Source organism: Glutamicibacter sp. AGC84 (genome assembly GCF_053543575.1).
On the sequence record NZ_JBLVOC010000005.1, the window covers coordinates 388,183 to 414,922 of the forward strand.

General features: G+C 63.1%; 27 protein-coding genes. 15 read left to right on the top strand and 12 right to left on the bottom strand.

The annotated features are described in order from the left end of the window. Positions 1 to 18 precede the first annotated feature (18 nt). Positions 19 to 750 (bottom strand): amino acid ABC transporter ATP-binding protein, encoded by a 732-nt coding sequence (locus tag ACNPN0_RS03690; protein ID WP_448937700.1) that lies wholly within the window; start codon positions 748 to 750, stop codon positions 19 to 21. A 177-nt stretch (positions 751 to 927) separates the two neighbouring features. Between ACNPN0_RS03690 and ACNPN0_RS03695 the strand changes: the two genes are divergently transcribed. The 3 genes from ACNPN0_RS03695 to ACNPN0_RS03705 all read left to right on the top strand — a co-directional run bounded on the left by ACNPN0_RS03695 (position 928) and on the right by ACNPN0_RS03705 (position 2,352). Continuing rightward, the gene (locus ACNPN0_RS03695; protein ID WP_434692795.1) at positions 928 to 1,713 is read left to right on the top strand and encodes a TIGR00730 family Rossman fold protein; all 786 of its coding nucleotides are present in this window, start codon (positions 928 to 930) and stop codon (positions 1,711 to 1,713) included. 3 nt (positions 1,714 to 1,716) lie between these two features. Continuing rightward, on the top strand, positions 1,717 to 2,061 hold the full coding sequence (locus tag ACNPN0_RS03700; RefSeq protein ID WP_105657528.1) for a DivIVA domain-containing protein: 345 nt from the start codon (positions 1,717 to 1,719) through the stop codon (positions 2,059 to 2,061). A gap of 123 nt (positions 2,062 to 2,184) precedes the next feature. Then, positions 2,185 to 2,352 (top strand): DUF3117 domain-containing protein, encoded by a 168-nt coding sequence (locus ACNPN0_RS03705; protein WP_013349509.1) that lies wholly within the window; start codon positions 2,185 to 2,187, stop codon positions 2,350 to 2,352. Between the two features lie 96 nt (positions 2,353 to 2,448). Here the strand turns inward: ACNPN0_RS03705 and ACNPN0_RS03710 are convergent, their stop codons facing one another. Then, positions 2,449 to 3,114, bottom strand: a complete 666-nt coding sequence (locus ACNPN0_RS03710) for an O-methyltransferase (protein WP_105657527.1) — start codon at positions 3,112 to 3,114, stop codon at positions 2,449 to 2,451. Positions 3,115 to 3,252: 138 nt separating this feature from the next. Between ACNPN0_RS03710 and sigE the strand changes: the two genes are divergently transcribed. Further along, on the top strand, positions 3,253 to 3,870 hold the full coding sequence (gene sigE, locus ACNPN0_RS03715) for an RNA polymerase sigma factor SigE (RefSeq protein ID WP_105657526.1): 618 nt from the start codon (positions 3,253 to 3,255) through the stop codon (positions 3,868 to 3,870). Between the two features lie 77 nt (positions 3,871 to 3,947). Further along, positions 3,948 to 4,352: a sec-independent translocase gene (locus tag ACNPN0_RS03720; protein WP_434692791.1), complete on the top strand. Its 405-nt coding sequence runs from the start codon at positions 3,948 to 3,950 to the stop codon at positions 4,350 to 4,352. A 12-nt stretch (positions 4,353 to 4,364) separates the two neighbouring features. On the opposite strand, the gene ACNPN0_RS03725 is transcribed toward ACNPN0_RS03720, so the two are convergent. From ACNPN0_RS03725 to ACNPN0_RS03735, 3 genes are read right to left on the bottom strand one after another with little or no spacing between them, the layout of a single operon-like run. Next, entirely contained in the window at positions 4,365 to 5,468 is a 1,104-nt protein-coding gene (locus tag ACNPN0_RS03725; RefSeq protein ID WP_448937690.1) for an Mrp/NBP35 family ATP-binding protein, read from the bottom strand. Between the two features lie 3 nt (positions 5,469 to 5,471). Continuing rightward, complete coding sequence (locus ACNPN0_RS03730; RefSeq protein WP_448937691.1) at positions 5,472 to 6,080, bottom strand: DUF1003 domain-containing protein; 609 nt, start codon at positions 6,078 to 6,080, stop codon at positions 5,472 to 5,474. A 42-nt stretch (positions 6,081 to 6,122) separates the two neighbouring features. Further along, positions 6,123 to 7,373, bottom strand: coding sequence for a magnesium transporter MgtE N-terminal domain-containing protein (locus ACNPN0_RS03735; RefSeq protein WP_434692786.1), 1,251 nt, complete (start codon positions 7,371 to 7,373; stop codon positions 6,123 to 6,125). A 132-nt stretch (positions 7,374 to 7,505) separates the two neighbouring features. Here ACNPN0_RS03735 and ACNPN0_RS03740 point away from each other — a divergent pair, with 132 nt between their 5' ends. Next, positions 7,506 to 8,363, top strand: a complete 858-nt coding sequence (locus tag ACNPN0_RS03740; RefSeq protein WP_448937692.1) for a general stress protein — start codon at positions 7,506 to 7,508, stop codon at positions 8,361 to 8,363. A gap of 86 nt (positions 8,364 to 8,449) precedes the next feature. Here ACNPN0_RS03740 and ACNPN0_RS03745 read toward each other — a convergent pair whose 3' ends face one another. Beyond that, a complete protein-coding gene (locus ACNPN0_RS03745) occupies positions 8,450 to 9,997 on the bottom strand; it encodes an aminopeptidase P family protein (protein WP_332502935.1) in 1,548 nt (515 codons plus the stop codon). Between the two features lie 65 nt (positions 9,998 to 10,062). Here ACNPN0_RS03745 and ACNPN0_RS03750 point away from each other — a divergent pair, with 65 nt between their 5' ends. After that, positions 10,063 to 10,908, top strand: a complete 846-nt coding sequence (locus ACNPN0_RS03750) for a PHP domain-containing protein (RefSeq protein ID WP_332594818.1) — start codon at positions 10,063 to 10,065, stop codon at positions 10,906 to 10,908. Here ACNPN0_RS03750 and ACNPN0_RS03755 read toward each other — a convergent pair. The 6 genes from ACNPN0_RS03755 to ACNPN0_RS03780 form a co-directional block, all read right to left on the bottom strand. Then, positions 10,893 to 11,777, bottom strand: coding sequence for a DNA-methyltransferase (locus tag ACNPN0_RS03755; protein WP_402734981.1), 885 nt, complete (start codon positions 11,775 to 11,777; stop codon positions 10,893 to 10,895). The two genes, ACNPN0_RS03750 and ACNPN0_RS03755, sit on opposite strands and share 16 nt — an antisense overlap. Before the next feature lie 78 nt (positions 11,778 to 11,855). After that, on the bottom strand, positions 11,856 to 13,481 hold the full coding sequence (locus tag ACNPN0_RS03760) for a DEAD/DEAH box helicase (protein ID WP_105657519.1): 1,626 nt from the start codon (positions 13,479 to 13,481) through the stop codon (positions 11,856 to 11,858). A 264-nt stretch (positions 13,482 to 13,745) separates the two neighbouring features. Then, positions 13,746 to 15,191: an RNB domain-containing ribonuclease gene (locus ACNPN0_RS03765; RefSeq protein WP_133833700.1), complete on the bottom strand. Its 1,446-nt coding sequence runs from the start codon at positions 15,189 to 15,191 to the stop codon at positions 13,746 to 13,748. A gap of 121 nt (positions 15,192 to 15,312) precedes the next feature. Beyond that, positions 15,313 to 15,534 (bottom strand): DUF3107 domain-containing protein, encoded by a 222-nt coding sequence (locus ACNPN0_RS03770; protein WP_105657517.1) that lies wholly within the window; start codon positions 15,532 to 15,534, stop codon positions 15,313 to 15,315. Between the two features lie 64 nt (positions 15,535 to 15,598). After that, positions 15,599 to 16,222, bottom strand: coding sequence for a TetR/AcrR family transcriptional regulator (locus ACNPN0_RS03775; protein ID WP_105657677.1), 624 nt, complete (start codon positions 16,220 to 16,222; stop codon positions 15,599 to 15,601). Positions 16,223 to 16,360: 138 nt separating this feature from the next. Beyond that, positions 16,361 to 17,680, bottom strand: coding sequence for a glutamyl-tRNA reductase (locus ACNPN0_RS03780; protein ID WP_105657516.1), 1,320 nt, complete (start codon positions 17,678 to 17,680; stop codon positions 16,361 to 16,363). Positions 17,681 to 17,828: 148 nt separating this feature from the next. On the opposite strand from ACNPN0_RS03780, the gene hemE reads away from it, so the two are divergent. The 8 genes from hemE (at position 17,829) to hemL (ending at position 26,694) form a co-directional block, all read left to right on the top strand. Continuing rightward, a complete protein-coding gene (gene hemE / locus ACNPN0_RS03785; protein WP_105657515.1) occupies positions 17,829 to 18,884 on the top strand; it encodes a uroporphyrinogen decarboxylase in 1,056 nt (351 codons plus the stop codon). Between the two features lie 106 nt (positions 18,885 to 18,990). Continuing rightward, the gene (hemG, locus tag ACNPN0_RS03790) at positions 18,991 to 20,583 is read left to right on the top strand and encodes a protoporphyrinogen oxidase (RefSeq protein WP_402734760.1); all 1,593 of its coding nucleotides are present in this window, start codon (positions 18,991 to 18,993) and stop codon (positions 20,581 to 20,583) included. A gap of 92 nt (positions 20,584 to 20,675) precedes the next feature. Further along, positions 20,676 to 21,362: a hydrogen peroxide-dependent heme synthase gene (hemQ, locus tag ACNPN0_RS03795; RefSeq protein WP_105657676.1), complete on the top strand. Its 687-nt coding sequence runs from the start codon at positions 20,676 to 20,678 to the stop codon at positions 21,360 to 21,362. Then, the gene (locus tag ACNPN0_RS03800) at positions 21,359 to 22,564 is read left to right on the top strand and encodes a ferrochelatase (protein WP_133833702.1); all 1,206 of its coding nucleotides are present in this window, start codon (positions 21,359 to 21,361) and stop codon (positions 22,562 to 22,564) included. Before hemQ ends, ACNPN0_RS03800 begins: the two co-directional genes overlap by 4 nt. Further along, entirely contained in the window at positions 22,561 to 23,535 is a 975-nt protein-coding gene (gene hemC / locus ACNPN0_RS03805; protein WP_133833703.1) for a hydroxymethylbilane synthase, read from the top strand. Before ACNPN0_RS03800 ends, hemC begins: the two co-directional genes overlap by 4 nt. Before the next feature lie 9 nt (positions 23,536 to 23,544). Further along, the gene (locus ACNPN0_RS03810; RefSeq protein ID WP_388022555.1) at positions 23,545 to 24,336 is read left to right on the top strand and encodes a uroporphyrinogen-III synthase; all 792 of its coding nucleotides are present in this window, start codon (positions 23,545 to 23,547) and stop codon (positions 24,334 to 24,336) included. A gap of 62 nt (positions 24,337 to 24,398) precedes the next feature. Then, complete coding sequence (gene hemB / locus ACNPN0_RS03815; protein WP_105657510.1) at positions 24,399 to 25,382, top strand: porphobilinogen synthase; 984 nt, start codon at positions 24,399 to 24,401, stop codon at positions 25,380 to 25,382. Between the two features lie 4 nt (positions 25,383 to 25,386). Beyond that, positions 25,387 to 26,694: a glutamate-1-semialdehyde 2,1-aminomutase gene (gene hemL / locus ACNPN0_RS03820; RefSeq protein ID WP_400288341.1), complete on the top strand. Its 1,308-nt coding sequence runs from the start codon at positions 25,387 to 25,389 to the stop codon at positions 26,692 to 26,694. Positions 26,695 to 26,740: the final 46 nt, after the last annotated feature.

Here is a 26,740-nt window from a genome sequence, read left to right on the forward strand (position 1 = left end):
GGATGCGTGATGATGAAATTAGTGGTTGGTGATCAACTTGCCAAGGAAATCCTTGGCACGGTCGGATTTGGGGTTGGTGAAGAATTCCTCCGGGGTGGCCTGCTCGACGATCTGGCCGTCGGCCATGAAGATCACGCGGTCCGCCGCCTTGCGGGCGAAGCCCATCTCGTGGGTGACCACGAGCATGGTCATGCCTTCCTTGGCAAGACCCACCATGGTGTCCAGGACCTCGTTGATCATTTCCGGGTCCAGGGCACTGGTTGGCTCGTCGAAGAGCATCACCTTCGGCTTCATGGCCAGTGCGCGGGCGATCGCCACACGCTGCTGCTGGCCGCCAGAAAGCTGTGCGGGCAGTTTGCCGGCCTGATTGGCCACGCCCACACGCTCTAGCAGCTGCATCGCCAATTTATTGGCCTGGTCCTTCTTCATGCCCTTGACCTTCATCGGACCGAGGGTCACGTTCTCCAAGATCGACTTGTGGGCAAAGAGGTTGAAGGACTGGAAGACCATGCCGACATCGGCCCGGAGATTGGCCAGTGCCTTGCCCTCTTCGGGAAGGGTCTTGCCATCAATCTTGATGGTGCCTTCGTCGATGGTTTCCAGTCGGTTGATGGCGCGGCACAGCGTGGACTTGCCCGAGCCCGACGGGCCGAGGATCACAACGACCTCGCCCTTGGTCACTTCGAGATTGATGCCGTTGAGCACATGCAGCGCACCGTAGTGCTTATTGACCCCAGTCAGCTGGACGATAGGGCCTTCAGAAGAAGCTTGAGCCTGATGATCGCTTTTCATGTTGTAGACATTACTTGATGTGACGGCGACTACGCGACCCGTCGACCATGTCACACCTAGTTGTTATCAAACTGTTCTCCAATCAGCGGTAGGTCACATCCGAAGATGCGCAGGAGTAACCGATAGAGTGAAGTTATGGTTCATCAGCGTAAGAGTGAAGAAAATGCCCGGGTCGGGCAAAAGCGCCACATCGAAGCGAGCTGGCCAGGTAAGCAACCGGAAGATCAGCTTGACCACCATCTTCTGGAAAGCCCGCAGGTCGATGTCACGCATAGCGACGTGTGGCGCGTGTTGCGTATCCAATCGGAATTCGTCTCCGGCTTTGGAAATATGGCCGGCACCGGTCCTGCCATCGCGGTTTTCGGTTCCGCGCGCACGGATCCGGGCAGCCCGTACTATGCGATCGCCCAGCGTGTCGGCAGCCGCTTGGCCGAGGAAGGCATCACTACCATCACCGGTGGCGGCCCCGGCGCCATGGAAGCGGCCAACAAGGGAGCTGCTGACAAGGACGGCGTTTCCGTAGGCCTGGGCATTGAGCTGCCTTTTGAAACCGGGCTGAATGCCTGGGTCAACAAGGGCCTGAACTTCCGCTACTTCTTCGTGCGCAAGACGATGTTCGTGAAGTACTCGCAGGGCTTCATCGTGCTGCCCGGGGGGTTTGGCACTCTGGACGAACTGTTCGAAGCGTTGACCTTGGTCCAGACCAAGAAGATCACCAGCTTCCCGATTGTGCTCGTGGGCACCGAATACTGGGGCGGCTTGGTGGACTGGATGACCAAGACGCTCGTTGCTGAAGGCACCATTTCCCCCGGTGATCTGGACTTGTTCACTATCACCGATGATCCTGATGAAGCGGTGGATCTGGTGCTGCGTGCGCATGAAGAAAACCTGAAGGTCGGCGACCTGGCGAAGGGGCAGTAGGCGATGCCGTTCCTCCTTGTTGCCATCGCAGTATTGCTGGTGGGTGCTGTTGCGCTGCTGCTGTCCAGCCAGCGGAAGAATGTACCGGCAGGTCGCCACTTCGAATCCACCGGGGAGCCCATCACGGGATTGGTCGAGCACCAGGCTTCGTTGCCGCCGGTGCTGCTGGCCAAGAATCCGCGCGCTGAAGATGTGGAGAAAGTTCGCTTCTCCTTGGGCTTGCGCGGTTACCGCTGCGACCAGGTGGATGAGGTGCTCGATGTCCTCGCGGCAGAAATTACCGAGCTTGAGAATACGGTTCGTGACCTTGAGTCACGGCGTGTGATTAGCGACACGGGCGAAAATTAGTAATAATAAAAGATAAGTGTCCCAACTCAGCAGGGAATCCTTGCTGAGGATGGACTAGGCATTCGGTTGTATGCACGGCAAGCGCCAGTGCATGCGTTAGCCACAGACGAAGGGAACAGCTTAATGGCTGCTATGAAGCCACGCACCGGTGATGGACCAATGGAAGTCGCTAAGGAAGGCCGCAGCCTCATCTTGCGCCTGCCAATCGACGGAGGCGGACGACTGGTAGTCGAGTTGAACAACGACGAGGCAACCGAATTGCGTGAGTGCCTGCTCAAGGTAACTGAGTAAGCCTGCCCAAGTTCTAGCTTTGGCCGCACGGGTTGCTGGTGCGGCAATCGAGGACCGACAGAAATGTCGGTCCTTTGTCTTTCCCGAAATCAGCGGCTAGAGGCGGGTCGCGGCCTTGGCAGGAAGGACAGTGGCCACAAACAGGCCCTGCTCGGTAGGGAACAGGTGGGTCTGCAAGCGCGGGTCCTCGCGCAGCATGCGCAGCGCATCTCGGGTCGTGACGGTGGAGGGGCGGCGAACCGCGGGCTTGGCCAGGCGATGCTCGTCATAGGCGTTGTTCACTATGATCACCCCGCCGGTTCCGACCAGCCGCTTGGCCTCGGCCACGTACTCGAGCAGCAGCTCAGCGCCGGCGTCGATGAGTACCAGGTCGTAGGCGTGGTCGGCCAAGCGCGAGAGCACGTTCTCTGCGCGCTCATTGATAATGCGGGCGCGGGCCGTGGGGATGCCTGAATCGCGCAGGCCCTGGCGCATCGCGTTGGCGTGCTCCAGATCCGATTCAATCGCAGTCAACGTCATGGCGTTGCCCATGACCTCGAGCATCGCCAGCGATGCGACACCCACACCGGATCCGATCTCCACGATATTGCGCGGCTGGCGCAGGGTGCAGAGCATCTGCAGCATCGAGCGGCCGGCCTGATCGATGCAGCGCACGCCCAGGTCTTCCGCACGTTCGCGAACCGGGGCGACATGCTCTGGTTCGTTGACGTGGTTCTGGGTATAGGTCCAGCTCGCGAAGAGTTCTGGATTCATCGATGGCATCGGCGGAGGTCCTCAAGGGTTGAATTGGCGGGGCCAGTTCCCATCGTACCTACGTCGTTACCTGAAGTTGTTGAACTTGGAGGTTCTCGCGCAGGGTATTCTTAGCTTCAGCTCAGCTTCCCATTTCATACTTGGAGTGTGAACAATGCACGAAGTGAAACAGTTTCTTCTACGGTGACTGCCGAAACCACGACTCCGACATGGGATCAGATGGTCCAAGAACATGGGCAACGGGTCTTCCGTTTGTCCTACCGTTTGACTGGTAACCGCCAAGATGCCGAGGACCTCTCGCAGGAGGCATTCGTTCGCGCATTCAAAGCCTTGGAAAATTACACCCCCGGAACCATGGGCGGGTGGCTGCACCGCATTACCACCAACCTGTTCCTGGACCAGGCTCGGCGCAAGAGCAAGATCCGCTTCGACCGTTTCGCCGAGGGATCCGAAGACCGGATGCCCGGTACCGCGGTAACCCCGGAACGCTATTTCGAATTCAACAACTTGGATGTCGACGTGCAAGAAGCCTTGCGTGCGTTGTCGCCGGAGTTCCGTGCCGCTATTGTCCTGTGCGATATGGAAGGCTTCTCCTACGAGGAAGTCTCACGCATCCTGGATGTCAAGCTCGGGACCGTGCGTTCTCGCATCCACCGCGGCCGCGCCATGCTTCGTGATGCGCTCGCTCACCGCAATCCAGCCAACCGCCCTGCCAAGACCATGTCGTTGCCGCGCATCCCGCGAGGCTTGCGCGCCGCCAGCTAACCCCGTTCATCGCGTGTTCACCGTTGGCGTGGCGCGGTGACTTCGTGAGTGGCACCGGAACAAGGTAATCTTCTTACGTGGATCTTTTTGGTATTAATGGTGGCGAGTTTATCGTTCTCGCCGTGCTGGCGGTCGTTATTCTGGGCCCCGAAAAGCTTCCCGAGTACGCCAAAAAGCTAGCGAACCTGGTCAAGGAAGTGCGGCGCATGGCCAATGGCGCCAAGGAGCAGCTGCGCGAGGAAGTAGGCGACGAGGTTGCCGACATCGACTGGAAGAAGCTGGACCCGCGCCAGTATGATCCACGCCGAATCATCAAGGAGGCGCTTGTCGATGAATTCGACGACGCCGTGAATGCCGCAAAGGGTTCTCCAGCCAAAACCGTGGCCCCAGCCCCGGTGCGCACCGCGGTCCCTTCGGCTACCACGCAGCAGTTGCAGCTGGGCGCCAATGAACCGGCGCCCTTCGACTCCGAAGCCACCTAGGCCCAGAAGTCCTCAGAAAGACATCGGCAGCGATCGCCCGGCAAGCCCGCGCGGTCGCTGTTCCAACTTCCCGGCCAATTCACGCATCGCTGCCGCGGCCGGTGCCCCCGGGGTGCTGAGCACTACCGGCTGGCCCTGATCCGAACCCACGCGTACGGACTCTTCCAGCGGAATCTGGGCCAGCATCCCAACAGGGTAGCCCAGCTGCTGGCTCAGCGATTCGCTGAGCTTGGCACCGCCACCGGAACCGAAGACCTCCATGCGCGACCCGTCGGGCAGCTGCAGGAAGCTCATGTTCTCAACCACCCCGATCACCTTCTGATGGGTCTGCAAGGCGATGGTGCCGGCGCGTTCGGCAACCTCGGTAGCCGTGGACTGCGGGGTCGTGACCACCAGCAGCTCGCTATTGGGCAGCAGCTGGGACACGGAGATGGCCATGTCCCCGGTGCCTGGCGGCAGGTCCAGGAACAAGTAGTCCAGGTCCCCGAAGTAGACATCCGAGAGGAACTGCTCCAGGGCCCGGTGCAGCATCGGGCCGCGCCAGATCACCGGCTGGTTGGAATCCAGGAACATGCCAATGGAAATGACCTTCACTCCGTGCGCCACCGGCGGCAGGATCATGTCATCAACCCGGGTGGGGTTCTGCGAAATACCCATCAGCGAGGGAATGGAGAAACCATGGACATCGGCGTCGATCAGGCCGACCTTCAAGCCCTGGGAGGCTAGCTGGCAGGCCAGATTCGCGGTAATCGACGACTTGCCCACGCCGCCCTTGCCGCTGGCCACAGCGATCACCCGGGTCAGGGAAGCAGGATCGGAGAACGGGGTGCGGCGGCTGGCCAGTGACTCGCGCAGCTCCGCGCGCTGCTGCGGATCCATGACGCCCAGGCTCACCTCAACGCGCTGCACCGCTGCTACGGTCAGCAGGGCCGCGGTGGCCTCTTCCTCGATGGTGGAGCGCATCGGGCAACCGGCGATGGTCAGCAAGATCTTGACCTTGGCGGTGCCATCGGCCAGGACAGCCGATTCCACCATGCCCAATTCGGTGATCGGCCGGCGAAGCTCCGGGTCGTTGACCTTTGCGAGGGCGGCTAGGAGTTCTGGCGTGGTGCTCAATGCTTATTTGCTCTTCCGGTGCTGGCCCTGCTGGGGCTTGACGGTTTCGATCATCCCGGTTTGCGGGTGCGAATTCTTATTGCCGCCCTTTTTCTTCGCGCGCAGGTGCAGCTCTTCGCCATCAGAGGTTTCCAGCAGCTCTTCAAGCACATTGCGCAGTTCGGAACGCACGTAGTCGCGGGTGGCAACATCGCGCAGTGCCAAGCGCAGGGAAGCCAGCTCGCGGGTCAGGTACTCGGTGTCGTACAGATTGCGTTCAGCGCGGGCGCGGTCCTCGGTCAGCGAGACGCGGTCGCGGTCATCCTGGCGGTTCTGCGCCAGCAGGAGCAACGGAGCCGCGTAGGAGGCCTGCAAGGAGAGCATCAAGGTCAGCGCGGTGAAGCCGATGGTGGCATCGTCAAAACGCCAATTGATCGGGGCGACCGAGTTCCAGATCAGCCAGAAGGCGCAGAACACCGTCATGTACAACAGGAAGGTCGGGGTGCCCATGAAGCGGGCGAACTTCTCCGTGGCCGAACCAAAGAGGTCGGGGTTCGGGAAGAACCGGGGCCAGAAGCGTTGTCGTGCTGCAAGCGGGGTATCCAGGCCGTTACTCTTGCGCTGCTCAGCCATAGCTGGAACTCCTTTGCTGCTGATGGGTGGGTGGGGCGTTGGCTAGTCTTGGGAACGCCAGTCATCCGGGAGGATATGGTCCAGCACGTCATCCACGGTGATGGCCCCTACAAGCCGGCCTTCCTTGTTGGTCACGCCTACGCTGGTGAGGTTGTAGGTGGCCAAATGGCGAACCACTTCGGTGATGTTGGACAGGTCCGACATCGGCTCCAGCTCCGTATCAAGGATATCGCCCAGCGGCTCCGGGGGAGCGGCACGCAGCAGCGCCTGGATGTGGACTTGGCCCAGGTAGCGTCCCGTGGGCGTCTCCAGCGGCGGGCGCACCACATATACGGTCGAAGCAAGCGCCGGGCTCAATTCCTCCAGGCGCACCGAGGCCAGGGCTTCAGCGACCGTGGATTCAGGGGTGAGAATCACCGGAACCGGGGTCATGATCGACCCGGCGGTACCTTCCGGGTAGGCGAGCAAGCGGCGGACATCCTTGGCCTCTTCCTCGTTCATCAGATCCAGCAGCTGGTGCTTGGTCTCTTCGCTGACTTCAGCCAGAAGGTCGGCCGCGTCATCCGGGTCCATTTCTTCAAGCACGTCCGCGGCACGTTCCAGGCCCAGGGCGGAAAGGATCTCCACCTGCTCGCGGTCCGGAAGTTCCTGGAGCACGTCGGCCAGGCGCTCATCTTGCAGATGGGCCGCGATTTCCAGGCGGCGCTTCTCATTCATTTCATGCAGGGCGTCAGCAAAGTCGGCAGGCTTCATCTCATCGTGGGCGGCCACGAAGGTGTCAGCGGACTGCGGTTCATTCTTCGAACCGTGGCTGACCTCGTCCCAGGAAACCAGCACCTTGTTGCGGCGGCGCGAACGCAGTCCCAGCAAATTGGCCGTTGGTTCTCCACGCTGGACATAGTATTCGTTGATTTCCCAGTCCCCGCGACGGGTCTGCGCCAAACCGATGTCCTCGATGACACCGCGACCGGAACCATCAACGAAGGTGATGGTGCGGTCGAACATTTCGGCGACAACCAGAATTTCCTGGCCGCGCTGCTGGAACCGGCGCATGTTCACCAGGCCGTTGCAGATCACCTGGTTGGCTTCCATGGACTGGATGCGGGTCATCGGAACGAACACCCGACGTTTGCCGGGGACCTCGACGACCAAGCCCACGCAGGCGGCGGGTTTCTTGGGGCCGCGGGAGACCACCACGACATCGCGCAAGCGGCCTAAGCGGTCGCCCAAGGGGTCAAAGACATCAAGCCCGAGCAGCCGGGCGACGAAGATTTTAGACACTTGTGCGCTCACCCTCCTAGACTATCGCGTTTCAGCCCCGTTCCCGGTGTGCAAAGCCACAGGGCCAGTGCTGTTTCTTTCACCCTCAGCGATAGTTGCTTCACAACTAGGCAGGCTCACAGTAAACCTGTGCACAATATAGTTATGACCTCGCCTCATGGAGTAAATTCGATTAGCACCAGCGGCCTGCCGCGCGGAGAACTGCTTGGACGTTACACCAGCTATCTCGACGCACAGAAGCTCGTGGATTACCTGGCCGATAATGATTTCCCGGTCGCCGCGGTAAGCATTGTCGGCAATGACGTACGCACCGTGGAGCGAGTCACCGCGAAACTTTCCTACCCGCGCGTGGCGCTGGCTGGCGCGGCCCAGGGCGGCATGATGGGCCTGTTTGTCGGCCTGCTCCTGACCCTCTTCGGCGGTGGCGGCAACGGGCTGTACCAGATTCTCTCCGCCATCGGCCTGGGCATGGCTATTTGGATGATCGCTGGCGTGATCAGCTATTCGACCCGTCGCGGCAAGCGCGATTTCGCGTCCTCCAGCCAGTTCGTTGCCACCAGCTTTGACGTGGTGGTGGATTTTGAGCATGCGCAGTCGGCCCGCACGCTGGCCTCCAAGCTGCCCATGCGCCCGCAGCAGGCACCCTCGCAACCAGTTGCCCAGGCCCCGCAGCAGCAGCCTGCTGCAGCTGCCGCACCGTCGGCCCAGGCAGCCGCTGCAGTACCGGCCACGCCTGCGCAGCCGGTTGCCGAGGAAGAGCGCAGCTCGCAGTTCCCCGACCTGCCAGATGGGCGTCCCCGCTATGGCGTGCGCGTCAACGAGGCCAAGCCAGCTGCGCCAGTTGCGCCAGCCGAGCAGCCAGCCAAGGACGAATCGCAAGCACCGGCCGCCGAGGCCAAGGACACGCAGGACCTGTCGCAGGTAGAGCCGCGAGTGGATACTTCGCAGCAGCCGCAGGCCCCGGTCCAGGAACCAGCGCCTCGCAAGGATCCTGAAGCATAGGGACCAGCTAGGCCAAAGAAAGGCATGGGCGCAGTTACCTCGGTAACTGCGCCCATGCCTTTCGCTCGTTAACGCTGCGGGACGTCTTAGCCGCGCAACCTAGCCATCCATGCTTCAACTTCTTCAGGCTTGCGTGGCAGGGCAACGCTCAAGTTCTCGGCGCCATCGGCGGTGACCAGGATGTCATCCTCGATGCGCACGCCCAGGCCGCGGTACTCCTCGGGGATCGCCAGATCCTCGTCCTTGAAGTAGAGGCCCGGCTCGATGGTGAAGACCATGCCCTCCTCCAGCTCGGCATCCAGGTACAGCTCGGCGCGTGCCTGGGCGCAGTCGTGCACGTCCAGGCCCAGGTGGTGGCTGGTGCCATGCGGCATCCAGCGGCGGTGATGCTGCCCCTCTGGATCCATGGCTTCTTCCACAGATACCGGCAAGATGCCCCACTCGGAGAGCCGCTCAGCCAAGACGCGGGTAGCCACCAGATGCAGGTCGCGGAACTTCAGGCCCGGCTTGGCCGCAGCGAAGGCGGCATCGGCGGCATCCAGCACGGCCTGGTAGACCTTGCGCTGCACCTCGGTGTACTTGCCGGACACCGGCAGCGAGCGGGTGATGTCTGCGGTGTACAGGGATTCGGCCTCGACACCTGCATCCAGCAGCAGTACCTCGCCCTGCTTGACGGTTCCGGTGTTGCGGATCCAGTGCAAGATGGTGGCGTTGTTGCCCGAGGCGGCGATGGTGTCGTAGCCCAGCTCGTTGCCCTCAAGCCGGGCGCGGGCGAAGAACGCGCCTTCGACAACGCGTTCGCCGCGTTCGTGCGCGACGGCCTTGTCCAGGTTGCGCACCACGTCTTCGAAGCCGTTGATGGTCGCGGCAACCGACTTGCGCAGTTCGGCGATTTCGTACGCGTCCTTGACCAGGCGAAGCTCGGAAACGAACTCGGCCAGCTCGGTATCCAGGGCATCGCTGGCTTCCAGGTCCTGGCCGGTGTTGATGCGCGAGGTATCCACCAGCGCCTCGATGTTCAGATCCACCTCGCGCACCAGACGGATGCGGATGCCGCCCAGGGCCTGCGGGCCGGAATTCTTGGTGATCGCGATTTCCAGCTGTTCCAGCGAATCGGTGGGCATCCCGGTGCGCGCCGACAGCGAGGACAGGGTTGGGCGCGGGCCCACCCAGAATTCGCCGGAACGCGAATTCAAATAGAAATCGGTGGTGTCGCGGCCGGCCATCGGCGCGAAATACAGGGTGGAAACGTGGTTGGAGCCGTGCTCGCCCACGCCGTCATCGGTCGGTTCCATGACCAGTACGGCGTCGGGCTCGTGGTCGACGCCCAGGCCGGTCAGGTGGGCGAACGCCGAATGCGGGCGGAAACGGTAGTCCGTATCGTTGGAGCGGACCTTGAGCGGGCCTGCCGGAATGACGATGCGCTCACCGGGGAAATTCTCCGAGAGCTTGGCACGGCGAGCGGTTGCGTAGCTGGCAGCGGCATCTTGTTCTGGCAGATCAGAAGTGTCTTGCGCCCACGAGGAGGCCATGAAGTCCTGGAATGCCTTGGACGTTGGACGCTGGGAACGGTTGTTCACGCGGTCTTCCAACGGCTGATCAGTGCTTGGTGCAGATGAATCTTGATTGGTCATGTTCCAAGTGTGTCACCATCAGCTGTATCCCAGCAAAGAATCAGCGCAGGGGATAACCTAGGCATATGCGAATCGACCTGCACACCCACTCCAATGTGTCCGACGGAACTGAAACTCCGGCCGAGCTCATGCGCGCCGCTTCGGTTGCGGGCCTGGATGTCGTGGCGTTGACAGATCATGACCAGACCACCGGTTGGGCCGAAGCCGCGGCGCAAGCCGGGAAGCTGGGACTGGGATTCATACCGGGCATGGAAATCACCTGCCAGGATACCCACGGCATCAGCGTGCATCTGCTCAGCTACCTGCATGACCCCACCTACCAGCCGCTGCTCGATGAGCTGGATATTGCGCTGAACTCGCGGATCGTTCGTGCCCGCCGCATTGTCGACCTGCTGGCCGAGGACTATCCGATCAGCTGGGATCTGGTGGGGGAGCATTGCCTGCCGGGTTCAACCGTGGGCCGCCCGCATATTGCCGATGCGCTGGTGACCGCGGGGGTGGTGGATAACCGCAATGAAGCGTTCGCCAACATCCTCTCCTCGCGTTCGCGCTACTACGTTTCGCATCCAGCGGTGAATCCTGCCACTGCGGTGCAATTGGTGCGGGAAGCCGGTGGCGTTCCGGTGTTCGCGCATCCCAAGGCCTCTGCACGCGGACGGGTAGTTCCCGATTCCACCTTCTACGAGATGATCGATGCCGGGCTAGCGGGGGTCGAAGTGCACCACCGGGACAATACCGCCGAGGGAAAGGCCTGGTTGCTCCAGCTGGCCGCAGATCGCGATCTGATTGTCACCGGATCCTCCGACTACCACGGCACCGGAAAGCTGAACCGGCTCGGCGAGAATCTCACCGAGCCGGAAATGCTGCATAGGATTATTGCCCAGGGGACCGGAACTCAGGCCTCGATATAGCTGGTGCTTCCAGGCAAACGAGCCTTCATCACCTCGACGGCCTCGGGGTTCTGGTCAATCAGCACATACTGGCGTCCCAGCTTCGCGGACACCGCACCGGTGGTGCCTGAGCCGGCAAAGAAGTCCAGCACCCAATCACCGGGGCGCGACGACGCGGCCACAATCCGGCGCAGCACGCCTTCGGGCTTCTGCGTCGGGTAGCCGGTCTTTTCCTTGCCGGTCGGCGAGACGATGGTGTGCCACCAGACATCGGTCGGCAACTTGCCCAGGGCGCGCTTCTCCGGGGTGACCAGGCCGGGAGCCATATACGGCTCGCGGTCCACCTCGGCCGAATCGAAGTGGTACTTCTTCGGATCCTTCACGTAGACCAGGATGGTGTCGTGCTTGGCCGGCCAGCGGCTCTTGGCGCGGGCACCATAGTCGTAGGCCCAGATCAGTTCGTTCAGGAAGCAGTCCCGGCCGAAAATCCCATCGAGCAGCACCTTCACGTAGTGCACCTCGCGGTAATCGAGGTGCACATAGAGCGTGCCGTCCTCGGCCAGCAGGCGGTGGGCCTCGCGTAGCCGCGGCTCGATGAAGCTGAGGTAGTCGTCGAAGGTATCGTGATACGAACGGGCGATCCCCAGCTCGGTGTTGTACTCGCGTCCCTTGAATCCGGTGCGGTCGCCTTCGCCTTCGGCAGCGCGAACCATGGTGCGCTGGGCACGGGTCTGCTTGCGCCCGGTGTTGAACGGCGGGTCCACATAGATCAAGGTGAAGCTTTGATCGGGCAGGGTGCCAAGGATGGAGAGGTTATCACCGTGATACACGGTATTACCCGAGGCTGGAACGACGGACGCCGGGGCATCCTGCGTTCCAGCGTCGGGCAAAGCTGGTTCTTCGGGTAGAGCGAGCACCGCTGGTGTGGGTTCCTTTCGGAAAAGTTGGCTGACCGGTTGGACTGGGGATTAGTCCTGGCCGCCTGCTTCGGTGCTGCGGGTGCGACGGCGCGGACGGCGTCGGCGGGCAGCGGATGCGCCCTCGGTCGCCTCCTGCTCCCCGCCGGAAGCATGGGTTTCGCGGTGGCGCTCGTTTTCGCGTGCCGGACGGTCCTGTTTGCCCTTGGAGTGGCCGTGGCGTGCGCCCTCCTGTTCGGCGCCGGAGTCCTGCGCACCGCGCTGCTGGGTCTGCTCGCCGTTCACGGTGCGGGTGCGGGTACGCGAATTGCTGCGGCGGCGCGGGGTGCGCGCCGAATCCTCGCGGCGTGGCGAGCCATCGCCCTCAGCTGCCGCGGTCTTCTTGGCACGCTGCAAGCGGCCCTTGGTGCCCTTGGGGATTCCCAAGTCGGCGAAGAAATGCGGCGAGGACGAGTAGGTCTCTACCGGCTCGGGAACGTTCAGGCCCAGCGCCTTGTTGATCAGCGACCAGCGGGGCACCGAATCCCAATCCACGAAGGTGACCGCAATACCGGTGTTGCCGGCACGACCGGTACGGCCTACGCGGTGCAGATAGGTGTTCTCATCATCCGGGCACTGCAGGTTGACCACGTGGGTGACGTCATCCACGTCGATGCCGCGGGCCGCGACATCGGTAGCTACCAGGATGTCGACCTTGCCGGCGCGGAAGGCCTTCAAGGCCTGCTCGCGGGCGCCCTGGCCCAGATCGCCGTGCAGCGAACCGGCGTTGAAGCCGCGGTCCACCAGCTCATCGGACAGCTTGGCAGCCGAGCGCTTGGTCTGGGTGAAGATGATGGTTTTGCCGCGGCCTTCTGCCTGCAGCAGGCGGGCCACCATCTCGTCCTTGTCCATGTTGTGCGCGCGGTAGACCAGCTGGCGGATGTTGCGCTTGGTCAGCGAGTCATCATCGCCGGGATCCTGGGCGCGGATGTGGGTGGGACGGGTCATGTAGCGGCGGGCCATGGTGATCACGGCGCCGGGCATGGTGGCGGAGAACAGCATCGCCTGGCGTACCGGCGGCAAGGCGGCCAGAATGCGCTCGACATCGGGCAGGAAGCCCAGGTCCAGCATCTCGTCGGCCTCGTCCAGTACCACGGTGCGAACCTGCTTGAGGTTCAGCACGCGCTGGCGGTTCAGGTCGATCAAGCGGCCCGGGGTGCCGACAATCACGTCGGTGCCGGCCTTCAGGGCATTGATCTGCTCTTCGTAGGGGCGGCCGCCGTAGATGGTGGTGATCGAGATGTTCGAGTGCTTCGATGCCTGGGCCAGGTCGGCGCCGACCTGGATGGCCAGCTCGCGGGTCGGGGCCACGATCAGTGCCTGCGGGGCACCGGGGAATTCAAGATCCCCGTAGCCCTTGTCGCCTTCGCGGATCACGCGCTGCAGGGCAGGGATGCCAAAGCCCAGGGTCTTGCCGGTGCCGGTCTTGGCCTGGCCGATGATGTCGTTGCCGCCCAGGGCAACTGGCAGGGTCAGGGCCTGGATGGGGAACGGGTACTCGATCCCGGCTTCCGAAAGCGAAGCAACGATGTCTTCGCGAACCTTCAAATCGGCAAAGCTCTGCTTGATCGGCTCTGCGATGGTTGGCTCATTGTCTTGTGGTTCGGCCACTGGGGCCGAAAGCGTCGTGTCAGTCACGATGTCTTTGTTCTCGTTTCATGTGGGCACGGTACCTGCTCCATTCCGGCTTGCAACAAGCCAGGAGCATGCGGATACCGCACGAATCCAGCGGAGCCGATCGCTACTTTCACGTTAGGTGGCTTGGTCAAGCACCTGCGGGATGGCGGCCGCTGGGAAGTCGCCATAAAACTGTTTCATCTATCAGCCCATTGCGATCGGGCATCCTATTTACTAATAGGCCAAGCATAGCCGGTTTTGCCCGGAAACCCGGGTTTAGGAGTCTCAGGCCACGATTTCGAAGCTGATCTTGCGGGCCACGGGATCAGCTTGGACCAGCTTTACGCGCACCAAGGTGCCCGGCTGGGCGGAACCGGAAAACTCTCCGGTGACCGGTTCATCGGCCAGCTGCAGCACTCCGGGACGAATCTTTCCATCTTCCTTTTGCTCGGCTGACTTCAGCACGATGGCTTGGAATTCTCCCCCGACACGTGTTTTGAGCACATAGGCTTCGAGCAGGTCGACGGCCGCATTGTTCACCCGGTTGGCGGCAATGCTGCTGGTACGCATCAGCCCGGGCAGCTCTTCCAGGGCCGAGGCGAGCTGCTCGGGGATCGGTTGGCCGGTGGAAAGCAGGTGGCAGGTGAGCAGCACGAAGCGGTCCACGAGCCGGCGCAGCGGCGCGGTGGTGTGCGCGTAGGGTGCCGCCAGTGCCGCTTGGATCAGTTCCTCTTCGGGCTGCCCGGCTATGACCCGGTAGTCCGCACCGCGGAACAGCGCAGCGGCACGATGCATGATCACCAGTTGCTTCGGGTCGCTGACATCCAATGCATGCAGGTACTGCCCATAGCTTTGCGTTGCGTCCCACGGCGTGCCCAGCAACTGGGTCTGGGTGCGGAATTCCTGCTGGTCCGCTTCATCCGGTGCGGGCATGGTGCGCAGGATGCCCACACCGGCCTCGAGCATGATGCGGGCTGCGGCTATGCCGGTGAGCAGGGAAATCTGCGCGTTGTGCCCTTCCAGGGGCAGCGGGGTGCGGCTGACCAGCTTGTAGCCGTCGCCTGCTTCTTCAATTTCCTGGTCCGGCAGGTTCAATGAGGCGCCGCCGCGCAGTTGCTCCTGCAGCAGGCGCGCAGCACCGATTTCGGCGAGCAATTCCAGCTGCTCATCGGGTTCCCCCGAATCCAGCCGGGCCTGGGCGGAGGCGTAGTCGAGCTGGGCGCGGGAACGGATGCGCGCGCGGTTCAGCTGGACCTCGCCCAGGGCGCCATCGGCATCCAGGGAAATTTTCCAGTGGAAGGCCGGCCGGTCCTGGTCTGGCAGCAGCGAGCCCTGGTCTTCGGAGATCAGGGGCGGGTGCAAGGTGATCTTGCGGTGCGGCAGGTAATAGGTCTGACCGCGTTGGCGGGCCACCTGGTCCAGCTGGCTGCCCAAGGTCACGAACGCGGGAACGTCCGCGATCGCATAGTGCACGGTATAGCCCTGGCCGTTTCGTTCAAGGAACATCGCCTGGTCGAGATCGGTGGCGCCGAGCGGGTCAATGGTGAAGAACGGGATGCCGGTGGCGTCTTCTTCGGGGTGCTGGACCTGGGCTACCGCCAGTTCCGCGGCTTTCAGGGTTTGCTCGTCGAAGGGTGCCGGTACCTCGAACTCTGCTTCAAGGCCGAGCAGTAGCTGGGCCAGCGAGTTGGCGGGAACCGGGCGGGGGCTGCGGATTCTTCGTTCAGTCACCCCTTAGCAATACCATGACTCGGTGAGTCAAATCACCATTTGGGCGAAGAAATAGCCGGTTTCGCTTCTAAGCGAAACCGGCCACCAGCTGCCAAGGCGATGCCTCGGCGCGCAACAAGCTCTACTGTGCGAAGCCGACGCGGCGGACTTCTTCCGGGCCAACCTCAACGTAAGCGATGCCAGCAGCAGGCACCAGGACCTCGCGGCCCTTTGGATCCTTCAGTGCCAGAACGGTGCCGTCGGCGATCGCCTTCGAGACCAGCTCATTGACTTCGGCGTTGCTGAGCTCGGATTCAAGTACAACTTCGCGGGCTACATTCTGAATGCCAATGCGGATTTCCATGATTGTCGCAGATCCTCTCGAACGAAATAGGTGTCCCGTATGGGGCCTCTGAACACTAATTTAGCTAGTTTTCTTTCGGGAACTGCGAAATTCCGCGCCAAGCTAAACGGGAGATGAGATCCACGGCGGCATTCTGGTCCACCGAGGAGCTGCTGGTGGCCCAGTAACGCGCCGAAACCTGGGAGAGGCCTGCCAGGGCACGGCCTGCCAGCAGGCCTTCCTCCTCGCTCATGTCGGTATCTTCGACCACGACGCGGGCGATGGAGGAAGCCAGCGAACTGTTGAACTGCTCGATGCGATGGGCGATCAGCGGGTCCGAGAGCACATCGGATTCGAAGATCAGGCGGTACGCCTGGGATTCGCCCTTGATGTAGCTGTAGTAGGTGTTGATGGTGGCGAAGACGCGCTCGCGATTGTCGCTGGTGGAGCGGATCGCTTCATCCAGCTGACGGCTGAAGTCGGCCAGGTGCGAATCCAGCAAGGCGAGGTAGAGTTCGCGTTTGCCGGGGAAATGCTGGTAGAGCACCGGTTTGGAAACCAGGGCGACTTCAGCGATTTCGTCCATGGACGCACCATGGTACCCATGGGCCACGAAAACCTGGTGCGCTGCCTGCAGCAGCTGGCGACGACGCGCTTCACGGGGCATCCGTTGCGGGCGGGTGCCTTTGATATTTTCGAGTTCCGTCATGTCGAATGGGGCCTTTCCAGCTGCAGAGTGATCAGCTCCCAAGTCATCAAAGGAATTCTCGGGTGGATAATCTACTTGGAAGTAGTATTCCATGCTTCTGTGCGGAAAGTGGAAATATGCTGGGGGAAATCAGGTTTTCTACGCTGATTTGGCTTCCGGGGCGGCTGGACAGTTGCCCAGGGCCTGCGTAGTCTCCGATTTCCCGGGCTCCGGCTGCGAGAGCTCCAAGCCGTAGAGGGTTTCCAGGGCCGAGACGTATTCGCCGGTGCGGCCTTCGCCTGCCAGTTCGCGGGCACGCACGGTAGGCACATGCAAAAGCTGGCGCACCATGCGGCGCATGGCCAGCTCGACTTCCTCGGCTGCGGCGCTGCAGCCGTGCTGGGCACGGACCTTCGCGATCTCGGCATCCAGAACGGCTTTGGTGTGCTGGCGCAGCGCGACAATCGCGAAGTCGGCCTCGCGTTCACGCTGAGCGGCGGCAAATTCTGCGGTGGCGTTCTTGACGATGCGGCTAGCCGCGTGAACGGCCATGGCCTGCTCGGTCGGGGCGGCCATGCGCACCGATTCCAAGGTAATCAGTTCAACATCGGGCAGTTCGACCATGGTCGGATCGAAGTCGTGGGTGAGCGCCATGTCGATGGCGATCAGCGGGTGCTTCTTCACGCGCAGCGCTTCAAGCTCTGCACGGGCCAACTGGTGACCGCCGCCGGAGCAGCCAACGATGATGTCAGCTTCGCGCAGGGCCTGCGGCAGCAATTCGTCGCTGAGCGGGAAACCGCCGCGCTTCGCGGTGAAATCTGCGGCGCGCCCGGAATGCGAGTAAACCGAAATGCGCTGGACGCCGCGTTCCTTGAGCAACGCCATGGTGGCGCCAGCGTAGGAACCGGTGCCAAAGAGCACAACATCCTGCTCGGACCAGTCGCGGCCTTCAGTGGCCAGTTCTTCGGCCAGATCGAGGGCCACCGAAACCACGGACTTGCCCTGGGTGCCAAGGTCGGTATTCGAACCGACATCCTTGGCCGCGCGGGTGGCGTTCTGGAACAGGCGGGTGAGGTTGCTGGTTGTGGTCTTCTCTTGCTGCGCCTGGGTCAGTGCTCGACGCACCTGGCCAGCGATTTCGCGTTCGCCGACAACGGCCGAGTCCAGTCCGGCGCCTACGGAGAAGAGGTGCTCAACTACCGGGTCGCCTTCCAGCGTGGTGAGACGGCGGGCCAGGAATTCGGGGGAGAGGTCGGTGCTTGCTGCCAGCTCGTTGACCAGATGTTCTGCTGCGTCCTCCACGTGGTCCACGTCTGCGTAGACTTCGAAGCGGTTGCAGGTGGCCAGCACGACGGCGCCATTGATAGCCGCCGAACCGTTAACGGAGGCAGCTGCCAGCCCGTCGGCCGAAGCACTGATTTGTGCGACGGTCTCCAGATCGAGCTGGGAATGCGATGCGACAAGAGATAAGAAAACCACAGTGACCCCAGAATAGGCCGGAAAATACCGGCAGACAACGCAGGTGTGCCTAAATCCGCATGGTTCCAAGGGGTTAGTTTGCTCACCTTCCCCTGCGGGCGAACGCAGTAAATGGGCTTTTAATCTGAAGAGTTGGCAGAATTGGGGCATGACCCTGTCGCAGAACCATCCGTTGATTGATGGACGTACCCAAGATTCCGCTTTGATCCAAGCTTTGACCGGCAAGAAGCCGTCGCATCACCCGGTGTGGTTCATGCGCCAGGCTGGCCGTTCGCTGCCTGAATACCTGAAGCTGCGTGAAGGGGTGAGCATGCTCGACTCCTGCCTTGACCCTGCCATGGCCAGCGAGATCACCTTGCAGCCGGTGCGCCGCCACAAGGTGGACGCCGGCATCTTCTTCTCGGACATCGTCATCCCGCTGCGCCTTGCAGGCATTGGCGTGGACATCGTGCCAGGCGTTGGCCCGGTGCTGGACACCCCGATTCGCACCAGGGAACAGGTAGCTGCCCTTCCGGAGCTGACGGACGAGTCGCTGGAACCCATCCGCGAAGCCGTGCGCTTGACCGTGGCCGAGCTGGGCAAGACCCCGCTGATCGGTTTCGCCGGTGCGCCATTCACCGTGGCCGCCTACATGGTCGAGGGCAAGCCAAGCCGCGACCACCTGGGCCCGCGCACCATGATGCACACCGACCCGGACGTCTGGGACGGACTGATGACCTGGGCTGCCGACGCCTCGGGCAAGTTCCTGCGGGCGCAGGTTGAAGCCGGCGCCTCGGCCGCGCAGCTCTTCGACTCCTGGGCTGGTTCGCTCTCGCTTCCGGACTACCAGAAGCACGTCGCCCCGTACTCGGTGAAGTCCCTGGACTACGTCCGCGACCTGGGCGTGCCGTTGATCCACTTCGGAACCGGCACCGGCGAACTGCTCACCGCCATGCGCGATGCTGGCGTGGATACCGTGGGCGTGGATTACCGCATCCCGCTGGAAACCGCGATTGAACGCTTGGGCCAGGACGTTTCGGTCCAGGGCAACATCGACCCGGCGTTGCTCGATGCCCCGTGGGAAGTCCTCGAGGCGCACGTGCGCGAAGTGGTTGCAGCAGGCAAGAAGGCCCGCGGACATGTGGTGAACCTGGGCCATGGCGTTCCGCCAACCACCGACCCAACCGTGTTGACCCGTGTGGTGGAGCTCATTCACTCGCTGTAATTCAACAGGTCTAAGCTAGGTTTAACGCTGTGTTCCAACTGGCCCTCGAGGCCATGGGCAGGGAACAGGGCATCGGCATATTGTGAAGGTAGAAGGTGCTAGGCACGTGAGCAAGGAACAGCGCAATCTGCGCGCAGGGGATTCAGCTGAAGCCACCGGGGCGTCCAAACCGCGACGCGATATTGCCAACGATGCCGCAGCGCATGCCTTGCGCCTGCTGGAAAAGGTGCGCAGCGCCAGCGAAGCACGCCTAGCGAAGAGCGAATCGGCCGATCAGGCCCAGAAGCCATTGGCCCCGCATGCGGTGGTGATCGGTGGCGGCATCGCCGGCCTGGTCGCTGCCCGTGAACTTCGCCAGACCGGACACGAAGTGACCGTGCTGGAAGCAACCGCGAACTTCGGTGGCTGCGTGCGCACCACCGAAGTTGCCGGCATGGAGATTGATGCTGGCGCGGAATCCTTCGCCCTGCGTGGCGGCATTGTTTCCTCCTACCTCGACGAGCTGGATCTAGGCGGGCAGATCGCCAGGACCTCCGGAGAGCGGGCCTGGCTCATCCAGGGGGAAGAGCAGGAAATTCATGCTCACCAGATGCCTGCCACCGCAATGCTGGGCATCCCGGGCAATGTGCGCACCGACGAGGTGCGCGGCATCATTGGCCGACCGGCCACCGTGCGTGCCGCAGCGGATCTGATCACGCCAATGAACAAGAAGTGGGCCACGGAGAACCTGACCATCGCTGAAGTGGTCCGTTCCCGCATGGGACAGGCGGTACTGGACCAGCTGGTGGCCCCGGTCATCAACGGCGTCTATTCCACCGACCCTGCCAAGATTTCCATTGACGCCGCCGCGCCTGGCCTGCGCCAAGCCATGCAGGAGACCGGTTCGCTGGCCCGCGCCGTCACCCGGCTGCAGGCTTCGGCTCCGGCTGGTTCCCGTGTGGCTGGCCTCAACGGCGGCATGTACAGCATGGTCGAAGCCCTGGTGTCCCAGCTGGAGCAGGCTGGCGTTGCGCTGGTGCGCAATTCGCCGGTGACCTCCTTGCGCCACGATGCGCAGTCGCCAACTCCGTATGCAGTCACGACCTTGGGCCATGAACTGCTCGCTGACCGGGTAGTTCTCGCGACGCCGGCCGAGCCGGCACTGGACCTGCTGAACCCCCTGCTGGCACCAGAAGAGCGGATCGCCGGCGAAAGCGGTGCCAATGCCATTGCCTTGGCGATCCTGGTGGTCGATAAGCCGGAACTCGATGATGCCCCGCGCGGATCGGGTGTGCTGGTCTCCAGGAACGCCCCGCTGACGGCCAAGGCGCTGACCCATTCCACGGCCAAGTGGCCCTGGCTCGCCGCAGAGGCCGGCCCTGGCACCCACGTACTGCGCCTGTCCTTTGGACGAATCGGCGAACATGAGCAACTTGTCGAATCCGGAGATGATTCAGCTCTCATCGACCAGGCAATCAAAGATGCTTCAAAGATTCTCGGTGTTCAATTGCATCTTGATGATGTCTTGGGAAGCACCGTTTCACGCTTCAGCGACATGGTTCCGCTGCAGGGCCAGGCCGCTACCACGCGCCGCGCGCAACTGCAGCGCAGCCTGTCGGGCTTCGAAGGGCTCGATGTGGTTGGCGCATGGATTGCCGGCACCGGACTGGCGCGAGTTATCGCCCAAGCCCGCAGTGCCGTCGCGATCAGCGCCCGCTAACCGCACCCGGGCCAACTATCCTGGACTTTTGTCCGAAACCAGATCAAGGAGAATATCAAGTGAGCAACGCACCGGAGCATAATTCCCCAGTAATTCGTGAACGCGAAAATGCAGGAGAAAACCCGACGTTCTTCTACACTCTCTGGACCATTTTCAAGCGTTCGGAAATTGTCGAGCGTTCCGAGGCTGCTGCCGCTGAATTCGATGCGCTGGTCGCCGAGCTGGCCGCCGAAGGCGCCACCGTGCGCGGCATCTACGACGTTTCGGCCATGCGCGAGGACGCTGACGTGATGTTCTGGGTGCACGGGCCATCGGCCCAGCTGCTGCAGGCATCGATGCGCAAGATCCGCCGTTCGGCCCTGCTGGCCGGCACCGAAATCGTTTACTCCACCATGGCCGTGCACCGTGAAGCGGAATTCGCCAAGGACCACTCGCCAGCGTTCGCGCGCGGCCTGGATCCGAAGGAATGGATGACCGTTTACCCATTCGTCCGCTCCACCGAGTGGTACACCCTGGATCCGGCGGCCCGCGGCAAGATGCTGCGCGACCACGGCATCCTGGGCCGCGAATTCCCGAACGTGCTGGCCAACACCGTAGCGGCCTTCTCCTTCGGCGACTACGAATGGCAGATCTGCCTCGAAGCCGACGACATGATCGATCTCGTCGACATGATGCGCCACCTGCGCTACACCGAAGCTCGCCACCATGTGCGTGAGGAGACTCCGTTCTACACCGGCCGCCGCATCTCGGCAGCTGAAGCGCTAGAGGTACTGAAGTGAGCCAGGCCTTTGACCCCCGCGAGGGATATGACCGCAACGGCCAGATGATTCCCAAGTCCTACGATGCCATCTTGCTGGCATCCTTCGGCGGACCGGAAGGGCAGGATGATGTCATCCCGTTCCTGCGCAAGGTCACCGAGGGCCGCGGCATCCCTGACGAGCGCCTGGAAGAAGTTGCGGTGCACTACCGCAAGAACGGCGGCGTCTCGCCAATCAACGCGCAGAACCGTGCACTGAAGGCCGCGCTGGAGGCAGAGCTGGCTACCCGCGGCATCGACCTGCCCATTTACTGGGGCAACCGCAACTGGCACCCGTTTATCGACGACACCCTCAAGCAGCTGGCTGCCGACGGCCACCGCAAGGTGCTGCTTATGGGCACCGGCGCCTACTCCGGCTACTCGGCCTGCCGCCAGTACCGCGAGGATGCGGGCATGGGCCTAGTCAACACCGGGCTGGACGGTGTGGTGGAAGTGGACAAGCTGCGCCAGTTCTTCGACACTCCTGCCTTCGTGACGCCCTTTGCGCAGTCCTTGCGTTCCTCGCTGGCCAATGTGCGTGCGCAGCTGGCCGAAGCGGGCAAGGAAGACGGGGCGATCAAGATCGTCTTCGTCACCCACTCCATTCCGATGGCCGACGCCGAGGCCGCAGGACCCGAAGGTATCCGGGCCGCAGGCTACGGGAATCTCTACACCAGCCAGCACCAGGCGGTGGCCAACTACATCCTGTCCCAGGTGGAGGAGGCCAAGGGCCTGGAGCACAGCCTGGTCTACCAGTCCCGCTCCGGGGCACCGCATGTGCCATGGCTGGAACCGGATATCAACGACGCGCTGGAAGAGGATGCCGCAGCCGGTGTCGCCGGCGTCGTGGTCGTGCCCATCGGCTTCATCTCGGACCACATGGAAGTCATGTGGGATCTGGATACCGAAGCCAAGGACAGCTGCGCCCAACTGGGCCTGGCCTTTGACCGCGTCGCCACCCCGGGCACCCACCAGGCGTTCATCTCCGGACTGGTGGACTTGGTCGAAGAACGCCTGGCCGGCCCCGATGGCAAGGCCCTGCGCGCCGGCCGCACCTCGGTTCTCGAATGCGGCCCATGGTTTGATGTCTGCCGTCCGGGCTGCTGCGAGAAGCGCGCCCTGGACGGAACCTTGCGCCCGACCATCGGCGCAGTCGATTCAGAAGTTGGTGTACCCCAGCCATGACCGAAGCATTTCGCGTAGGAACGCGCGGCAGCGCGCTGGCGACCACCCAGACCGGATGGGCCGCGCAGAAGCTGGCCGGGATTTCCGGGTTGGCCGCGCAGACCGTGCTGGTCAAGACCGAAGGCGATGTGGTGACCGGCTCGCTGGCCACCCTCGGAGGCACCGGCGTCTTCGCCGCCGCGCTGCGCCAGCACCTGCTCGATTCCGGCTGCGACCTGGCCGTGCACTCGCTCAAGGACCTGCCCACTGCGCAGCCCGAGGGCCTGGTCCTGGCCTCGATCCCGCCGCGCGAGGATGTCCGCGATGCCCTGTGCTCGCGCGACTCGCTGGGCTTGGACCAGCTGCCCCAGGGTGCGAAGATCGGTACCGGTTCGCCGCGCCGTGCAGCCCAGCTGCTGGCCTACCGCAGCGACTTCGAGATTGTCGATATCCGCGGCAACGTCCCCACCCGCTTAGGCCGGGTCAAGGGTGTCGGGAAGACGCTGGATGATGGCAGCGTGGGCCGCGGCACCCAGGGTGACCTGGACGCGGTGATCCTGGCAGCTGCCGGGATGCGCCGCCTGGGCTTGGACAAGCACATCACCGAGTACCTGGATCCCTCCATCATGCTGCCCGCCCCGGGCCAGGGCGCCTTGGCGCTGGAAACCCGTACCGCGGGCACCGGCCACGGCGCATTGGATGCGGCTCTGGCGCAGTTCGATGATGCCGCCACCCGCATGCAGGTGGAGGCCGAACGTGCGCTGCTCTCCGAATTGGAAGCCGGCTGTGCTGCCCCGATTGGCGCCTTGGCCCATATCGAGGGCGATGAGCTGGTCCTCGAAGCGGTGGCCTGCAACCCCGATGGCTCGCAGACCATGCGCCGCAGTGCGCGGATCTCCTGCAGCACGGCGGATGCAGCACAGCAGCTGGGCCGTTCGCTGGCGCAGTCGATGATCGCTGATGGCGCTGCCGTAGTTGCCGGGCTGGCCTAGTTCCGGACCATGGCTTATCAAGCACTGATCCTGCGCAACCCGGCACGTGCCGCGGCCACCGTGCAGGAATTCGATCGGCTGGGCATCACCTCGTGGTGCGCCCAGCTGATCGAAACTGTTTGGCCCGCCGACCGCAGCGCATTGCAGCGCATGGCCAGCGATCTGGTCGCCGGAGACTACTCCTGGCTGGTCTTCACCTCGGTGAATACCGTCAAGGTGGTGCAGCAGGTGCTGGCTGGAGCGCTCCTGCCGGAGCAGCTGCGTCTGGCCTCGGTTGGAGAGAAGTCCACCGAGGCCATCAAGCGGCACTTGGGCCGCAGCGTGGACTTCGAAGCTGAAGAGCAATCGGCTGCCGGCATGCTTGCGGCATGGATCCCTGAGCCGGGTGCCAGGATCTGCTATCCGCACGGCGATCTGGCCAGCTCCACGCTGGCTGATGGGCTGAGCAAATACCCGGTGCAGGTCAACGAATTCATTGCCTATGAAACCGTGGATGCCCCGGCGCCCGGCACCCCGGTCTCTGAGCCGGAAGCGGCAGCCGGACTCAACGTCCTACCGGCGAACCGGATCGGTGACAGACTGGAAGAACAGGATTTGGTGGTCTTCTCGGCGCCCAGCGTGGTCCGCCGCTTCGTGCAGCTGGCAGGGACGCAGCTGCCCGGGAAGCTGCAGACCATCGCGATTGGCCATCCAACGGCCCGGGCTATGGAGCGTGCCGGGCTGCCGGTGCATGCCGTGGCCTCCGCTCCCACCCCGCAGGGCCTGGCCCGTGCGGCCCAAGATTTGCTCCGGCACCGGTAACTCCGGGACCGGAAGTGTGCACAACGGAATAAGAAGTTATGAGAACTGGAGAAAGAGGAGCCATGGGTTTCCCTCAGCATCGCCCGCGCCGGTTGCGGCAGAATCCTGCCATCCGCCGCCTGGTGGCAGAAAATGAGCTTTCGGCACGCCAACTGATCTTGCCTGCCTTCGTGCGCGAGGGACTGGTCGAACCCAACGAGATCACCTCCATGCCGGGGGTCTACCAGCACACCATGGACTCGCTGAAGGCTGCCGCGGCGTACGCGGCCGAGCTGGGGCTGGGTGGCATCATGCTCTTTGGCATCCCGGAAGTACGCGACGAGAACGGCTCGGCCGGTCTGGACCCGCAGGGCATCTTGAACCGCGGCATTGCCGCGGTGCGCGCCGAGGTAGGCGATGAACTGGTGGTCATGTCCGATGTCTGTCTGGATGAATTCACCTCGCACGGCCATTGCGGCGTGCTCGATGCCCAGGGCAACGTGGATAACGATGCCACCTTGGAAATCTACGGTCAGATGGCCGTGGCCCAGGCCGAAGCCGGCGCCCACATGCTGGGCCCGTCGGGCATGATGGACGGCCAGATCGGTGTCATCCGCCAGGCACTGGATGCTGCCGGGCGCCAGGATGTCTCCATCCTCGCCTACAGCGCCAAGTACGCCAGCGCTTTCTACGGCCCGTTCCGCGAGGCAGTGGACTCCCAGCTGGTGGGGGACCGCCGCACCTACCAGATGGATTCGGCCAACCGCAGCGAAGCGGTGCTGGAAGCTGAACTGGATATTGCCGAAGGCGCGGACATGATCATGGTCAAGCCGGCCATGAGCTACCTGGATATCGTGCGCGATATTGCCGATATTTCCCCAGTTCCAGTCTCCGCCTACCAGATTTCCGGCGAGTACTCGATGATCGAGGCCGCCGCCGCCAACGGCTGGATTGACCGCAAGGCGTCCGTGCTTGAATCGCTGCTGTCGATCAAGCGCTCCGGTGCCCAGCAGATCCTCACCTACTATGCAGCCGAAGTTGCCGGCTGGCTCAAGGAAGGCAAGTAATAACATGTCGAACTCTGAAAAGCTTTTCGCCGAAGCCCGCGAAGTCATGCCAGGTGGCGTGAACTCCCCGGTGCGCGCCTTCGGTTCGGTCGGCGGTGTTCCTCCATTCATGGTCGGTGCCAAGGGCGCATACCTGACCGACGCCGACGGCAAGGAGTATGTCGACCTGGTGTGCTCATGGGGTCCGGCACTGCTGGGCCACGCCCACCCGGAGATCCAGGCTGCCGTGCACGCGGCCGTGGACCGCGGTTTGTCCTTCGGCGCATCCACTCCGGATGAGGCCAAGCTCGGCGCGCTGATCAAGTCCCGCATGGGCGGGGTGGAACGCGTGCGCATGGTCTCCACCGGCACCGAAGCCACCATGACCGCCGTCCGCCTGGCCCGCGGCTACACCGGCCGTGACCTTGTCATCAAGTTCTCCGGCTGCTACCACGGCCACCTCGATGGCCTGCTGGCCGACGCCGGCTCGGGTGTTGCCACCCTGGCCTTGCCAGGTTCCGCCGGCGTGACCGCTGCCACGGCAGCAGAGACCTTGGTGCTGCCCTATAACGACCGCGCCGCCATCGAGGCGGCCTTCGCCGAGCACGGTGCGAATATCGCTGCGGTGATTACCGAATCTGCTCCGTGCAACATGGGTGTCGTAGTTCCAGAGGACGGATTCAACAAGTTCCTGAAGGAAACTACCGCCAAGCACGGCGCGCTGCTGATCCTCGACGAGGTCCTCACCGGCTTCCGCGCTTCCTCATCGGGCTACTGGGGCCTGACCGGCAAGGAAGAGGGCTGGAACGCAGACCTCTACACCTTCGGCAAGGTCATCGGCGGCGGTTTGCCCACCGCGGCCCTGGGCGGACGCGCTGAGGTCATGGACTACCTGGCACCATTGGGTCCGGTCTACCAGGCAGGCACGCTGTCGGGCAACCCGGTAGCGATGGCTGCCGGCATCGCCCAGCTGACCCACGCGACCGAGGACGTCTACGCGCACCTGGCCAAGCAGTCCGAGGCGCTGCAGGGTGCCATCACCGAATCCTTCAATGCTGCTGGCCTGGACCACTCGATCCAGCGCGCCGGTACCTTGTTCTCGGTAGCTTTCGGCACCTCCGAAAGGGGAGTGCGCAACTACGCTGACGCGCAGGGGCAGGAAGCCTTCCGCTATGCACCGTTCTTCCACTCGATGCTGGACTCCGGGGTGTACCTGCCGCCAAGCGTCTTCGAAGCATGGTTCGTCTCGGCGGCCCATGATGATGCCGCAATGGAGAAGATCTTCGCGGCCCTCCCAGCAGCTGCCCGGGCCGCTGCGGCCGCCACGGCCTAATTGCAGGCTCCCGAGGGCAACAGCCAGGGCCAGGCAGGCACCGTGA